Source organism: Cupriavidus sp. CER-90 (assembly GCF_057652055.1).
On the sequence record NZ_JBYGYM010000002.1, the window covers coordinates 2,171,943 to 2,186,755 of the forward strand.

Here is a 14,813-nt window from a genome sequence, read left to right on the forward strand (position 1 = left end):
ATCGAGTGCCCACGCCGCGGGCGGCGCGGGCGAAAAATTTAGATCGGGATTTCTTTATGCGGCAGTATCAGGTTTGCACCAATTGCGTGATGGACACGAGCGACTCGCAGATCGTCTTCGACGATAAAGGCGTGTGCGACCACTGCAATGGATTCAAGACCGATGTCCTCCCGAACTGGCATCCGAATGATGCCGGCAAGGCGATGTTCCGCGAGGTGGTCGAGAAAATCAAGGCAGAGGGGAAGGGCAAAGAATTTGACTGCATCATGGGCATGAGCGGCGGTCTGGACAGCTCCTACCTGCTGCACCTGGCCGTGAGCGAATTCGGCCTGCGCCCGCTGGTATTCCATGTCGACGGCGGCTGGAATACCGATATTGCGGTCAACAATATTCAGGTGATCGTCGACAAGCTCGGCCTGGACCTCTACACGGAAGTGATCAACTGGCAGGAGATGAAAGACTTCCAGCTGGCCTTCTTCAAGGCAGGTGTGCCGCATCTGGATATCCCGCAGGATCATGCCTTCGTTGCCACGCTGTACCACTTCGCGAACAAGCACAACATCAAGTACATCCTTAATGGCGGAAATTTTGCCACCGAGTGCGTGCGCAACCCGAAGGAATGGCTGTACTACGGCACGGACATGGCACAGCTCAAGGATATTCATCGCCGCTTTGGCACGCGTCCGCTCAAGACCTATCCGTTCAGCAGTATTCTGTTCCACAAGGTGTATCTGCGGTATCTGAAGGGTGTGCGGGTGGAAAAGCCGCTCAACTACCTGCCCTACACGAAGGAGCATGCATCGAAGACGCTGGCCGAGGTCTACGGATGGCGCCCGTATCCGCAAAAGCACTTCGAATCGCGTTTCACGCGCTTCTATGAAGGCTATTGGCTGCCGACGCGCTTTGGCTACGATACGCGCCGCGTGCAGTATTCGAGCCTGATCCTCACGGGCCAGATGACCCGTGCCGAGGCGCTCGAAAAGCTGGAGAAGCCGGCCTACGATCCGGCAACGATCGACGAGGACTTCGAGTACATCGCAACCAAGCTGGGCATCAGCGTGGATGAACTGCGGCATTACCACGAGATGCCGAAAAAGACGTATCGGGATTATCGCAACCAGGAATGGCTGTTCGACCTCGGTGCGAAGACGCTGAAGATGCTGGGCATCGAACGGGCGGTAAAGAGATGATTGCCATTATTGATTACGGCTCCGGCAACGTCGGTGCCATCGCGAATATCTACAAGAAGCTTAAGGTTCCGCACGTCATTACTGGCGATGCGGCCGAGCTTGCTGCCGCCGAGCGTTACGTGCTGCCTGGCGTGGGCGCCTTCGATACGACGATGGACTACCTGCGCAATTCGGGCATGGTGGAGCTGCTCAACGAGCAGGTACTCGTGCAGAAGAAGAAGGTGCTGGGTATTTGCGTCGGCATGCAAATTCTTGCCGACTCCAGTGAGGAAGGCGTGAAAGCCGGTCTGGGATGGATTCCGGGGCGCGTTCGCAAGATCGACGCAAGCACGCTGGCCGGTTCACCGAAGCTGCCGCACATGGGCTGGAATTCGGTGACCACGAAGTCGGCCGATGCGCCGCTGCTGGAGGGCGTGGACCTCGAACAGGGTTTCTATTTCCTGCACAGCTTCTATTTCGATGCACAGGATCCGGCCAACGTTTCGGCCACGGTTCGCTATGGCGCGGACCTGCCGTGCTCGGTATTCCGTGACAACGTCTACGGCATGCAGTTCCATCCCGAGAAGAGCCACTCCAACGGAGTGGCTGTCTTCCGCAATTTCGCCGAGCTTTGATCATGCTGCGCTCCCGAATCATTCCGTGCCTGCTGATGCATGACGGTGGCCTGGTCAAGACCCGGCAATTCAAGGATCCCAAGTACGTTGGCGACCCGCTCAACGCGGTGAAGATCTTCAACGAAAAGGAAGTCGATGAACTGATGTTTATCGACATCGATGCCACGGCGCATGGCAAAACGCCGAATTTTGAGCTGCTCCGCAGCCTGGCAGTCGAATCCCGCATGCCGCTGGCCTATGGTGGCGGCATCACCAATGCGGCGCAGGCGGCGAAAATCATTGCGCTTGGTTTCGAGAAGGTTTCAATCAGTTCGGCCGCGGTGGAGCGTCCCCAGCTGATTCGCGAGGTGGCCGAAGCAATTGGTGCGCAAAGCGTGGTCGTGACCCTCGATGTCAAGAAGAACAAGCTCCTTGGCGGATACACGGTGTACACGCATAACGCTCAGGAAAAGCGCAAAGTGAACTTGATCGATTTCTGCCAGCAGGTCGCGGATCTCGGCGCTGGCGAAATTACCATCAATTCCATCGATCGCGATGGGGAGATGGGTGGCTATGATCTCGCGCTCGCGAAGCAGGTGCGTGCGGCAGTCACTACACCGCTGACGTTCGTGGGCGGCGCGGGCAGCACCGACGACATGCAGGCGCTCATCGACACGGTGGGCGTGGTGGGTGCGGCTGCGGGAAGCATGTTTGTCTTCAAGGGGCCGTATCGCGCGGTGCTGATCAACTACGCACGTCCGGCAAAGGGCGCCTGAAGCGATTTCCAGGAATTTCAATGAAGCAGATTTTGCAAGACATGGGCAAGGGCGCGACCTACATCGCAGAAGCGCCCGCCCCGTCGGCAGGCCGTGACGGCCTGCTGGTCCATACGGCGGTGAGCCTGATTTCGGCAGGTACCGAGCGGATGCTGGTGGGCTTTGGCCGGGCGTCGTATCTCGAGAAGGCGCGCCAGCAGCCGGAGAAGGTTCGCATGGTCCTGGAAAAGGTCCAGACGGATGGACTGCTGACGACGGTGGATGCCGTGCGCTCAAAACTGGCGCAGCCGTTGCCGCTGGGCTACTGCAATGTCGGTCGTGTTGCCGAAGTCGGCGCCGGTGCGGAAGGCTTCAAGGTTGGCGACCGCGTGGTGTCCAACGGCCCTCACGCCGATGTCGTCAAGGTACCCAAGAACCTTTGCGCCAAGGTGCCCGATGAGGTGGACGACGAAGCCGCGTCGTTCGTGGTGGTCGCCAGTATCGGCCTGCAAGGCATGCGCCTGGCGCAGCCGACGCTGGGCGAGGCATTCGTTGTCGTCGGTGCCGGCCTGATCGGCCTGCTCACGGTGCAACTGTTGCGCGCGCACGGATGCCGTGTGCTCGCTATCGATTTCGACGAGAGCAAGCTCGAACTGGCGCGCCAGTTCGGTGCACAGACCTGCAATCCTGGTGCCGGCGAGGACCCGGTGTCGGCGGGCATGGCGTTCAGCCGGGGCCATGGCGTGGATGGTGTGATCATCACCGCGTCGACGAAGTCGACCGATCCTGTGACGCAGGCCGCTCGCATGTCGCGCAAGCGTGGTCGCATCGTCCTGGTGGGTGTGACGGGTCTCGAACTGAATCGTGCGGACTTCTACGAGAAGGAACTGAGCTTCCAGGTCTCGTGCTCGTATGGCCCTGGCCGCTATGACCCGAGCTACGAAGAGAAAGGCAACGACTATCCGATCGGCTTTGTCCGCTGGACCGAACAGCGCAATTTCGAAGCCGTGCTTGACATGATGGCGAGCGGCCAGCTCGATGTGAAGTCGCTGGTGACGCATCGATATGCCTTCGACGATGCCGCGCAGGCGTACGATCAGCTAACGGCGGACAAGTCCGCGCTGGGTATTTTGCTCCAGTACCGGTCCGCGCCCGAAACCCGCATGCTCCGCTCCGTGCCGCTTGGCGCCACGCCTGTCTACGACAAGCAGCGGCCCGTACTTGGCTTCATCGGTGCGGGCAATTATGCGTCGCGCATGCTGATTCCGGCCTTCAAGGCGGCGGGAGCCCAGTTCCACAGCATCGTCACGGCGGGCGGTATCAACGGCGTTATTCACGGTGAGAAGGCGGGCTTTGCCGAAGCCTCCACGGACCTGGCCGGCATGCTCGCGAACGAAGCGGTCAATACCGTGGCCATCGTGACGCGTCACGACACGCATGCGCGCTTTGTGGCGCAGACGCTCGCTGCAGGCAAGAACGTCTTTGTTGAAAAGCCGCTTGCCATCGACATGGATGGCCTGGTGCAGGCGCAGCGCGCTTTCGACGACGCACGCGTGCGCCAGCCGGCACGAGCGCCGCAGATCATGGTCGGTTTCAACCGCCGCTTCTCGCCGCAAGTGCAGAAGATGAAGGCGCTGCTGGCTTCGGTGAAGGAGCCCAAGTCATTCATCATGACGATGAATGCCGGAGCCATTCCGCCCAACCACTGGACGCAGGAAAACGCCGTCGGCGGTGGTCGAATCATCGGCGAAGCATGCCATTTCATCGACCTGATGCGTTTCCTGGCCGATTCGCCGATCGTATCGGTCCAGGCGCGGCGCATGGGCGACACGCCCGGCGTGGCCATCACCGAAGACAAGGCGGCCATCATGCTGGGCTTCGAGGACGGGTCCTTCGGCACGATCATGTACCTGGCCAATGGCGCGGCCAGCTTCCCGAAGGAGCGTGTGGAGGTGTTTGCCGCGGGCCGTGTGCTGCAGCTCGACAATTTCCGCAAGCTCAAGGGCTTTGGATGGCCTGGCTTCCGCAAGATGAACCTGTGGCGCCAGGACAAGGGGCAGAACGCGTGCGCAGCCGCGTTCCTCGCGGCGATCGAAAGTGGTACGCCTGCAATCCCGGCAGACGAGATCTTCGAGGTCGCCCGGGTGAGCATTGAGGTGGCGGACTTGCTCCGCCGCCAGTGATGCCCGCGCCATGAACCGGCAGTGGATGAAAGCCCGCACAGCCATCGCGCTCGGGCTTCCCAATATCGCCCGTGCGGTCGGCTATCGCGTGGGCGTGCGCATTGGCGTCAACAAGGTACGACGCCTGCATGCGGCCGTCCCTGTCGCCCCGTTCTTCGAGGCCTCACGCCTCGCCCCGCTCGACGCACCTGTGGTGTCCGGCTGGGAGAACGAAGCGAAGTGGTTCGGTTTTTGGCCCGTGCCGGTGGGCGATGCACCGCCAGACTGGTTCAGCAACCCGTTGAGCGGCGCGCGTGTGGACCGTCCCGAGCGCGCGTGGTGGCAGATTCCGGATTTCGATCCGCGCGTTGGTGACATCAAGGCGATCTGGGAAGCGTCCCGCATGGACTGGGTGCTGGCATTCGCGCAGCGCGCCCGGGAGGGCGATGCGGCGGCGCTCGCGCGGCTCAATGCCTGGCTTGGTGACTGGTGCGGTCGCAATGCACCGTACGTCGGGCCCAACTGGAAGTGCGGGCAGGAAGCGTCGATCCGGGTCATGCACCTGGCCGCCGCGGCCATGATCCTGGGTCAGGTGCACGAGACGGCGCCTGGCTTGCGGGCGTTGATCGAACTCCACCTGCAGCGGATTGCACCGACCGTGTCCTATGCGATGGCACAGGACAACAACCATGGAACGTCGGAGGCGGCGGCGCTGTTCATCGGCGGCACATGGCTGGGCCTGTCGGGTGTGCCGCGAGCGCGGCGGTGGGCGATGACGGGCCGCAAACTGCTGGAAAACCGTGCGGCCAGGCTGATTGGCGCACAGGGGACGTTCAGCCAGTATTCGGTGAACTACCACCGCCTGATGCTCGACACCTTCAGTTGGGTGGAAGCGTGGCGCCGGGTGGTGAAGGCGCCTGAATTCAGCCGGGCGTGGTATGACCGTGCACGTGCGGCGACAGATTGGCTGCATGCGATGACCGACCCGCAGACGGGTGACGTCCCGAATGTCGGTGCCAACGACGGCGCACGCCTGCTGCCGCTGACCAATGCGCCGTATCGTGACTTCCGGCCAAGCGTGCAGCTTGCTGTGGCGGTTTTTCACGGCAAGGTGGCGTATGACAACGCGCCGTCAGCCGATGCCATGACGCAGTGGCTTGCCGTGCCGCAAGGCGGCGAGGACGCGGCGGCGCCGGGCAACCTGCAGGCCGACGACGGAGGATTTGCCGTGTTGCGCACGGGGCGCGCCATGGCATTGCTGCGGTATCCCCGGTTCCGCTTCCGGCCATGCCAGGCCGATGGCCTGCACGTCGATTTCTGGTGGAACGGCAAGGCGCACCTGCGTGATGCCGGCACGTTCAGTTACAACACCGAGCCACGCTGGCTGGATTATTTTGGCGGCGTGACCGGTCATAACACCGTGCAGTTCGACGGGCGCGAGCAAATGCCGCGGCTGTCGCGCTTCCTGTTCGGCGACTGGTTGAAGACGGAAACCCTCGTGCCGGTGCACGGCGGCACGCCCGCGACGGTTGCCGCATCGTATCGCGACCGGCAGGGCGCCCACCATCGGCGCGCGCTGAGCCTGCATGGCGACAGGTTCGAGGTAGAGGATCAGATCGGCGGATTTGCGCGCAGCGCGGTGCTGCGTTGGCGCCTGCGGCCTGGCCAGTGGCGCGTCGAGCCGGCATCGGACGGTGCCGGCGTGGTCGTCAGCGAAGCGGACGGTGAGCGCCTGTTCGTAACGGCTACGGCACCTGTCGAGCGGTGCGAACTGGTCGAAGGCTGGGAGTCGCTGCACTATTTGGAAAAGACGCCGGTGCCTGTGCTGGAGCTCGAGGTTCATCAGGGCTGCACATTGGTGTCCCGGTACTATTGGACGACATGAAAGTACTGTATTTCCACCAACACTTTGTGACGCCACGCGGTACTGGCGGCATTCGCTCGTATGCCATGGCGCGACGCCTGGTCGAGAGTGGGCATTCGGTCACGATGGTGTGTGGGAGCTTCGCTGGCGGTCATACCGGCCTGGAAGCGCCGTTTGCCAGTGGCATGCGCCGGGGCATGGTTGACGGCATCGATGTCATCGAACTCGACCTCGCCTATTCGAATAGCGACGGCTTTGTCCGGCGTGCCATGACGTTCCTGAAGTTCGCCATGCGCAGCGTCGGTTTTGCCTTCACGGAAACCTACGACGTGGTATTTGCAACCACGACGCCGCTGACCGCCGGCATTCCGGGCATCCTGGCCCGATGGCTGCGCCGCAAGCGTTTCGTGTTCGAGGTGCGTGACCTGTGGCCCGAGTTGCCGCGGGCGATGGGTGTGATCCGCAATCCGGTGGTGCTGTGGGCCATGGGGGTGCTGGAATGGGCCAGCTACCGCTCGGCCCATCGCGTGATCGGCCTGTCTCCCGGGATCGTGGACGGCATTGCACACCGTGGCGTGCCGCGTGACCGTATCGCGATGGTGCCGAATGGCTGCGATTTGGGTATCTTTGGCGCACCTGTCGAGCCCTGGCGGCCGGAGCAGGTCGGCCCGCACGACCTCATGGCCGTTTTCGCGGGCACGCACGGCATGGCCAACGGGCTGGATGCCGTGCTCGACGCCGCGGCGGAACTCAAGCGCCGGGGGCGGCAGGACATCAAGATCGTGCTGATCGGGCAGGGCAAGCTCAAGCCGTCGCTCGAGGCACGCGCCCGCCGCGAGAACCTGGACAACGTCGTGTTTCACGCGCCGGTGAACAAGACACGTCTGGCGGGACTGATGGCCGAAACGGACATTGGCCTGCAAGTGCTGGCCAATGTGCCGGCGTTCTATTACGGCACGTCGCCCAACAAGTTCTTCGACTACATCGCGGCAGGCTTGCCCGTGCTGAACAACTATCCGGGCTGGCTGGCTGACATGATCTCGGCACACGGCTGTGGTTTCGCGGTGCCGCCAGCGAATGCGTTGGCATTTGCCGACGCGCTGGAACGTGCCGCCAATGACCGGGATGCGCTCCAATCCATGGGCCAGCGTGCGCGCGCCTTGGCGGAAAGCGATTTCGACCGGTCGCTGCTTGCTGGCCAATGGCAGCAAACACTGGAAAATGCGGCGCCGCGCGGAACGGTGATCGCGCAACGCTGTGATCTCACATAACAAAGGGGAAGAAGTGAGAGGCAATCGCAAGACCAAGGTCATGCTCGTTTTCGGCACGCGCCCGGAGGCCATCAAGATGGCCCCGCTGTATCACGCGCTGCAGACCTTGCCCGAGGAGTTCGAGACGCATTTCTGTGTGACCGCCCAACACCGGCAGATGCTGGACCAGGTGCTCCGCGTCTTCGACATCAAGCCGGACATCGACCTGAACGTGATGCGCGCGGGACAGGACCTTTACGACGTGACGTCGGCGGTTCTTCTGGGCATGCGCGACGTGCTGCGCGAACACAAACCCGATGTGCTGCTGGTGCATGGCGATACCACGACCACGCTGGCGTCGTCCATGGCGGCCTTCTATGCTGGGGTTCCTGTCGGGCATGTGGAAGCCGGATTGCGCACGCACGATGTGTACGCGCCGTTCCCAGAAGAATTCAACCGGCAGGTGGTGAGCCGGGTGACGAAGTGGCATTTCGCCCCGACCGCAACCAGCCGCGAGAACCTGCTGGCCGAGCGTGTGGATGCCGCGTCGATTGCCGTGACCGGCAATACCGTCATCGATGCGCTGTTCTGGGTGCTGGACCGGATCGAGCAATCACCGGAACGCCGCAAACGTCTGACGGCCCAGCTCGACGCGCAACTGCCGTTTGCCTGGCAACAGAAGCGTTTCGTGCTGGTGACGGGACACCGACGCGAGAATTTCGGCGACGGCTTCCTGCAGATCTGCGATGCGCTGAAGGCGCTGGCGGAACGCTATCCGGATGTCCATATCGTGTATCCGGTACACCTGAATCCGAACGTCCAGAAACCCGTCAATGCGATCCTGGCCGGGCTGGACAACGTGCATCTGATCGAGCCGCTGGACTACGAGCCTTTCGTCTACCTGCTCAAGCACGCGCATATCGTACTGACCGACAGCGGTGGCATCCAGGAAGAGGCGCCCAGCCTCGGCAAGCCGGTGCTGGTGATGCGCGAGGTCACGGAACGCCCCGAGGCCGTAGACGCCGGTACGGTACGCCTGGTGGGCGCCAACCGCGACGCCATCATTGCCAATGTGAGCGCGCTGCTGGACAACGAGGAAGAGTACAAGGCCATGGCCCGTGCCCACAATCCGTACGGCGACGGCAAGGCTTGCGAGAAGATCATCAACGTATTGAGGACCCTGTAATGACAAAGAAAACTGTGTGCGTGGTGGGCCTGGGCTACATCGGACTGCCGACCGCGGCGCTGCTCGCGAGCAACGGCTTCCAGGTGGTTGGCGTGGACCTGAACGTCCATGCGGTGGAAACGATCAACCAGGGGCGAGTGCATATCGTCGAGCCCGATCTGGACGCATTCGTGCGTTCGGCTGTCACGGCGGGCCGCCTGAAGGCATTCCCGACGCCGCGCGAGGCCGACGTGTACATGATCTGCGTGCCCACGCCGTTCCACGAAGGCGAGGGTATCCCCGAGCCCAACATTGACTATGTGTTAGCCGCGACGCGCGGCATTGCCAGCCTGGTCAAGCCGGGTGACATGGTGATCCTGGAATCCACCTCTCCGGTCGGCACGACCCAGCGCATGGCCGATGAGCTGGCCGCCGCGGGCGTGGATGTGTCGCGCGTGCATATGGCCTACTGCCCGGAGCGCGTGCTGCCCGGCAAGATCATGACCGAACTCGTCGAGAATGACCGGGTGGTGGGTGGCCTGAAGCCCGAGGACACGCATGCCGTCAGCAGCTTCTATCGCAGCTTCGTGCACGGCGCGGTGCTCGAAACCGATGCGAAGACCGCCGAGATGTGCAAGCTGACCGAAAACAGCTTCCGCGACGTGAACATCGCGTTTGCCAACGAACTGTCGATGATCTGCGCGAAGGAGGGCATTAACGTCTGGAACCTGATCCAGCTTGCAAACCGCCACCCGCGCGTCAACATCCTGCAGCCCGGCGCCGGCGTGGGAGGTCACTGCATCGCCGTGGACCCGTGGTTCATCGTCGCGCGCGACCCCGAGAACGCAAAGCTCATCCGCTCGGCGCGCGAGGTCAACAACTACAAGACTGAGTGGGCGATCCAGCAGATCAAGGTCGCCGTCGCCGATGCCTCGGCACGCGTGGACCGCAAGCCGAAGGTGGCATGTCTGGGCCTGGCGTTCAAGCCGGACATCGACGACCTCCGTGAATCGCCGGCCGTCCACATTGCGGCTGCGCTGCAGGACCAGGGCTACGACGTGGTGGCGGTGGAACCCAACATCGAGTCGCACGATGCATTCACGCTCGTGTCGCTCGACGACGCCATCGCGCAGGCCGACGTGCTGGTGCTGCTGGTCAAGCATCGCCAGTTTGGCGACACTGAGGTCCGTGCCGAACTGGCGCGCGCCAAGACACTCGATTTCTGCGGCGCACTGATGTAATGGAAAGACGCGGCTGCGAAGGGGCTGATATGCCTCTTTCGCAGCCGCGATAACGCGCGAGGACGCACGCGGCCCGGTTGCGTGCGACAAGCGACGAAATCGTGGTCGCGAAGACCTCCAAAGGGCTGCGGCAGGAAAAACAGATCTCTACAAAATGAAGCGCCTTTTTGACATCGTGCTGGCATGTGTCGCCCTGGCGATACTCGCCGTACCTATCCTGATCGTGATCTGGATGGTGCGCCGCAAGCTCGGCAGTCCCGTGTTCTTCCGGCAGGTGCGGCCGGGGCTGCATGGCAAGCCGTTTGAGATGGTCAAGTTCCGCAGCATGACCGATGCCCGCGACGCCGACGGCAACCTGCTGCCTGACGCGGACCGACTGCCAGCCTTCGGACGATTTCTGCGTGGCAGCAGCCTCGACGAGTTGCCCGAACTCTGGAACGTGCTGAAGGGCGACATGAGCCTTGTCGGGCCGCGGCCACTGCTGATGGAATACCTGCCGCTCTACTCGAAGGAGCAGGCGCGCCGGCACGAGGTGAGGCCAGGCGTGACGGGCTGGGCGCAGGTGAACGGACGCAATGCACTGAGCTGGGAAGACAAGTTCAGGCTGGATGTCTGGTATGTCGACCACCGTTCGCTCTGGCTCGATATCCGCATTCTGTGGGCGACCGTGCGCAAGGTGATCGTGCGCGAGGGCATCAGCGCGGCCGGCGAGGCCACGATGTCGAAGTTTACGGGTAACAAGCCATGAAGCGGCTGGCGCTGCTCGGCGCGAGCGGGCACGGCAAGGTCGTTGCCGATGCGGCGCTTGCCGCGGGATGGCAGGAAGTCGTTTTTTTCGACGATGCGTGGCCATCGCGAGTCAACAACGGCCACTGGCCGGTCGTCGGCGACAGCAAGGCCTTGCTCGCCGATATGGGCGGCTTCGATGGCGTGCTGGTTGCCATCGGCAACTGCGCCGTCCGCTGGAAGCTGCAAAGGCAGTTGCAGGATGCCGGAGCGCGCATGGCGACGGTCGTGCATCCCCGCGCCTGTGTGAGCCAGTTCGCACGCCTTGGCGCGGGGACCGTCGTCATGGCGAACGCCGTGGTGAATGCCGATGCCGTGGTCGGAGCGGCCGGCATCGTCAACACTGGCGCAACGATCGACCACGATTGCACGCTGGCGCACGGCGTGCATGTCAGTCCCGGGGCGCATCTGTCGGGCAACGTGACAGTCGGCGCCTGCAGCTGGGTAGGCGTTGGTGCGGCGGTCCGGCAGGGTATCCAGATTGGCGACAACGCTGTGGTGGGCGCGGGCGCGGTGGTAGTCCGTGCAGTAGAACATGGTGTGACCGTGACAGGTTGTCCGGCCGTGCCGCGCGCGCGAGTTTGAGCGCGGGGACGTTGCGACGATATTAACAATTGATTCTTGGCACTCGACTCTTATGCTAAATACTCCTTTTTCCCCTTGGCCGAGTTTCACGAAGGAAGAAGCCGACGCAGTCAGTCAGGTACTGCTGTCGAACAAGGTCAACTACTGGACGGGTACTGAATGCCGCGAATTCGAGAAGGAATTCGCGGCATGGACCGGCACGCGGTATGCCATCGCGCTGGCCAACGGTACGCTGGCACTGGACCTTGCGCTGAAGGGGCTGGAGATCGGGCCCGGAGATGAAGTCATCGTGGCGCCGCGGACGTTTATCGCGAGCACGTCCTGTGTCGTCAACGCCGGTGCGATTCCGGTGTTCGCGGACGTGGATGTCGAGAGCGGCAACATGTCCGCCGAGACTATCGCGCGCGTGCTGACTCCACGTACCAAGGCCATCATCTGCGTCCATCTGGGCGGCTGGCCCTGCGACATGGACCCGATCATGGCGCTGGCCGACAAGCACGGGCTGAAGGTGATCGAGGATTGCGCGCAGGCGCACGGCGCGGTCTATCGCGGACGCAAGGTCGGCAGCATCGGTCACGTTGGCGCGTGGAGCTTCTGCCAGGACAAGATCATGACCACAGGCGGGGAAGGCGGCATGGTCACGACCAACGAAGAGAAGGTGTGGCGCGCCATGTGGGCCTTCAAGGATCACGGCAAGAGCTATGAAGCCGTGTACGAGCGCCAGCATGCGCCGGGCTTCCGCTGGCTGCACGAGAATTTTGGCACGAACTGGCGCATGCTGGAAATGCAGGCGGTTCTGGGCCGTATCCAGCTCAAGCGGATGACCGGATGGACGGCGCAGCGTATCGCCAACGCCGAAGCCATATGGAAAGCTGCCGCGCAGTCGCCTGTCGTGCGCGTTCCGGCACTTCCGGCGGATTCGGTCCATGCGCAGTACAAGTGCTACGTCTACGTCCGCCCGGAGCGTCTTGCCGACGGCTGGACGCGTGACCGGATCGTCGAGGCGATCAACGCCGCCGGTGTACCTTGCTACCAAGGTTCGTGCTCGGAAGTCTATCTGGAAAAGGCGTTCGACGACACCGGCTGGCGCCCCGAGGTGCGGCTGCCGACGGCGCGCGAACTGGGTGAGACAAGCCTGATGTTCCTGGTCCACCCGACACTGACCGAGGCCGAGATCGGGAAGACCTGCGCGGTGATGACCCAGGTGTTGGGGCAAGCATGTCGCTGAACCGGATGGCCAAGCCGCTGCTGGCGCTTCCGCGACCGGCCAAGCGGCTTGTCGTGGTGGCGCTTGACCTGATCCTGTCAGTGGTCTCGGTCTGGTGCGCCTTCTATCTGCGTACGGACCAGACTGGCATGCCAGTGCTGCAGCAGCCGTATGTGTATCTTGCCGCGCCGCTGCTGGCGTTCCCGTTCTTCGTCAGGTTCGGGCTGTACCGTGCGATTTTCCGCTATACCGGCATGGCTGCGCTTGGCACCACGGCCAAGGCGGTGGGCTTCTATGGCGCCGCGTTTTTCCTGGTACTGGTGCTGTTCACCTGGGAAGGCGTGCCGCGCAGCGTTGGCCTGATCCAGCCGATCCTGTTCCTGCTGTTCGTCGGTGCCAGCCGCGCAGTGGCGCGTTACTGGCTGTCTGGCTGGTCGTCCGGGGCAGTCGGCGAGGGCCGTCTGCTGATCTATGGCGCCGGAGAGGCTGGCGTGCAGACCGCTTCCGCGCTGGGTGTTTCGCGGCAATTCACATTGCTGGGCTTCATCGACGACGACCGGACGAAAATCCGCGGCACCATCAACGGACTCGACATCATCGGGCCGGACGATGTGGAAGATGCGGTGGAGCGCATGGGCATCACCGACATCCTCCTGGCGATTCCGTCCATGGATCGCGCGGGGCGGAATGCCATCATTGCCCGTCTGCGCGATCTGCCGGTTCACGTCCGCACGCTGCCGGGCATGGCCGATCTGGCATCGGGCAAGGTCACTGTGCACGATTTCCAGGAACTTGATGTCGAGGATTTGCTGGGTCGCGCGGCGGTTGCCCCCAACCCCGACCTGCTGGCGCGCAACCTGGCAGGCAAGGTGGTGCTGGTCACGGGTGCCGGCGGCAGTATCGGCAGCGAGCTGTGCCGGCAGATCGTGCGGGAACGCCCCCGCCAGCTGGTGCTGGTGGAGCACAACGAGTTCGGGCTTTACGCCATCCATCACGAGCTGGTAACGCTGTGCGCGGATCATGGGCTGAGCGTGGAAGTGTTGCCGCTGCTGGCCAGCGTCGGCAACTACGGACGTATGCGCGAGATCTGCGAGCTGTACCGGCCGGCCACGATCTATCATGCCGCGGCCTACAAGCATGTTCCGCTAGTGGAGTGCAACCCGTCCGAAGGCGTGATGAACAACATCTTCGGCACGCTCACGGCCGCGAGGGTAGCCATGGAGTGCGGCGTCTCGTTATTCGTCCTGGTTTCCACCGACAAGGCCGTCCGTCCCACCAATGTGATGGGGGCGACGAAGCGGGTGGCGGAAATGGTTCTGCAGGCGATGTCGTCGAGTTCGATGCTGTCGTTTGCCATGCCCGGCGCGCCTGCCGACCAGGAGATCGAGAATCGCACCCTGTTCGCCATGGTGCGATTCGGCAATGTCCTTGGCAGCAGTGGCAGCGTCGTACCGCTGTTCCGCAAGCAGATTCGTCAGGGCGGCCCCGTAACGGTGACGCATGAAGAGGTAACGCGATACTTCATGACGATCCCCGAAGCCGCCCAGCTGGTGCTGCAGGCCGGTGCGATGGCCCATGGCGGCGACGTGTTCGTGCTTGACATGGGGCAGCCCGTGAAGATCCTGGATCTGGCGCGGCGTATCGTGAAGTTGTCGGGTCTGACGGTGCGTGACGAAACCAATCCGGACGGCGATATCGAGATCAGCGTGACTGGGTTGCGCCCCGGGGAGAAACTCTACGAGGAACTGCTGATCGGCAACAGCCCGGAGGGGACGGAACACGAGCGGATCATGAAGGCGCACGAGGACTTCCTGCCCTGGACAAAGCTGGTTCCGATGCTGGTCGAAATGCGCCAGGCGGCGCTCGACAGCGATGTAGAAAAAATGGAGAGTCTGCTGCGTACGTTGGTGCACGGCTACGCCCCTGAACTGGCAGGCGCCCCGGCCAATGTTGTCGCGATCGAATCGCGCATGGTCGGCCGCACATAAGACAGGCAAACAAATATTGATGTGGGA

General features: G+C 62.9%; 12 protein-coding genes. All 12 read left to right on the plus strand.

Features of this window, described 5'->3' with window-relative positions:
* Window positions 1–5: 5 nt before the first annotated feature.
* The 12 genes from AC24R4_RS20590 to AC24R4_RS20645 all read left to right on the plus strand — a co-directional run bounded on the left by AC24R4_RS20590 (window position 6) and on the right by AC24R4_RS20645 (window position 14,786).
* A complete protein-coding gene (locus AC24R4_RS20590; RefSeq protein ID WP_487523529.1) occupies window positions 6–1,190 on the plus strand; it encodes an N-acetyl sugar amidotransferase in 1,185 nt (394 codons plus the stop codon).
* Window positions 1,187–1,804, plus strand: a complete 618-nt coding sequence (hisH, locus tag AC24R4_RS20595) for an imidazole glycerol phosphate synthase subunit HisH (RefSeq protein ID WP_487523530.1) — start codon at window positions 1,187–1,189, stop codon at window positions 1,802–1,804. The genes AC24R4_RS20590 and hisH overlap by 4 nt, the downstream gene beginning before the upstream one ends.
* 2 nt (window positions 1,805–1,806) lie before the next feature.
* Window positions 1,807–2,559, plus strand: coding sequence for an AglZ/HisF2 family acetamidino modification protein (locus AC24R4_RS20600; RefSeq protein WP_487523531.1), 753 nt, complete (start codon window positions 1,807–1,809; stop codon window positions 2,557–2,559).
* A gap of 20 nt (window positions 2,560–2,579) precedes the next feature.
* A complete protein-coding gene (locus AC24R4_RS20605) occupies window positions 2,580–4,721 on the plus strand; it encodes a bi-domain-containing oxidoreductase (protein WP_487523532.1) in 2,142 nt (713 codons plus the stop codon).
* 10 nt (window positions 4,722–4,731) lie between these two features.
* Window positions 4,732–6,585, plus strand: a complete 1,854-nt coding sequence (locus AC24R4_RS20610) for a heparinase II/III family protein (RefSeq protein ID WP_487523533.1) — start codon at window positions 4,732–4,734, stop codon at window positions 6,583–6,585.
* Window positions 6,582–7,835, plus strand: coding sequence for a glycosyltransferase family 4 protein (locus tag AC24R4_RS20615; RefSeq protein ID WP_487523534.1), 1,254 nt, complete (start codon window positions 6,582–6,584; stop codon window positions 7,833–7,835). The genes AC24R4_RS20610 and AC24R4_RS20615 overlap by 4 nt, the downstream gene beginning before the upstream one ends.
* A gap of 40 nt (window positions 7,836–7,875) precedes the next feature.
* Window positions 7,876–9,000, plus strand: a complete 1,125-nt coding sequence (gene wecB, locus AC24R4_RS20620; RefSeq protein ID WP_487523970.1) for a non-hydrolyzing UDP-N-acetylglucosamine 2-epimerase — start codon at window positions 7,876–7,878, stop codon at window positions 8,998–9,000.
* Window positions 9,000–10,220, plus strand: a complete 1,221-nt coding sequence (gene wecC, locus AC24R4_RS20625) for a UDP-N-acetyl-D-mannosamine dehydrogenase (protein WP_487523535.1) — start codon at window positions 9,000–9,002, stop codon at window positions 10,218–10,220. The genes wecB and wecC overlap by 1 nt, the downstream gene beginning before the upstream one ends.
* A gap of 154 nt (window positions 10,221–10,374) precedes the next feature.
* Window positions 10,375–10,968: a sugar transferase gene (locus AC24R4_RS20630; protein WP_487523536.1), complete on the plus strand. Its 594-nt coding sequence runs from the start codon at window positions 10,375–10,377 to the stop codon at window positions 10,966–10,968.
* Entirely contained in the window at window positions 10,965–11,591 is a 627-nt protein-coding gene (locus AC24R4_RS20635) for an acetyltransferase (RefSeq protein ID WP_487523537.1), read from the plus strand. Before AC24R4_RS20630 ends, AC24R4_RS20635 begins: the two co-directional genes overlap by 4 nt.
* 52 nt (window positions 11,592–11,643) lie before the next feature.
* Window positions 11,644–12,819 carry a DegT/DnrJ/EryC1/StrS family aminotransferase gene (locus AC24R4_RS20640; protein WP_487523538.1) on the plus strand — a complete coding sequence of 392 codons (1,176 nt, stop codon included), beginning with the start codon at window positions 11,644–11,646 and terminating at the stop codon, window positions 12,817–12,819.
* Window positions 12,810–14,786: a polysaccharide biosynthesis protein gene (locus tag AC24R4_RS20645; protein ID WP_487523539.1), complete on the plus strand. Its 1,977-nt coding sequence runs from the start codon at window positions 12,810–12,812 to the stop codon at window positions 14,784–14,786. The genes AC24R4_RS20640 and AC24R4_RS20645 overlap by 10 nt, the downstream gene beginning before the upstream one ends.
* Window positions 14,787–14,813: the final 27 nt, after the last annotated feature.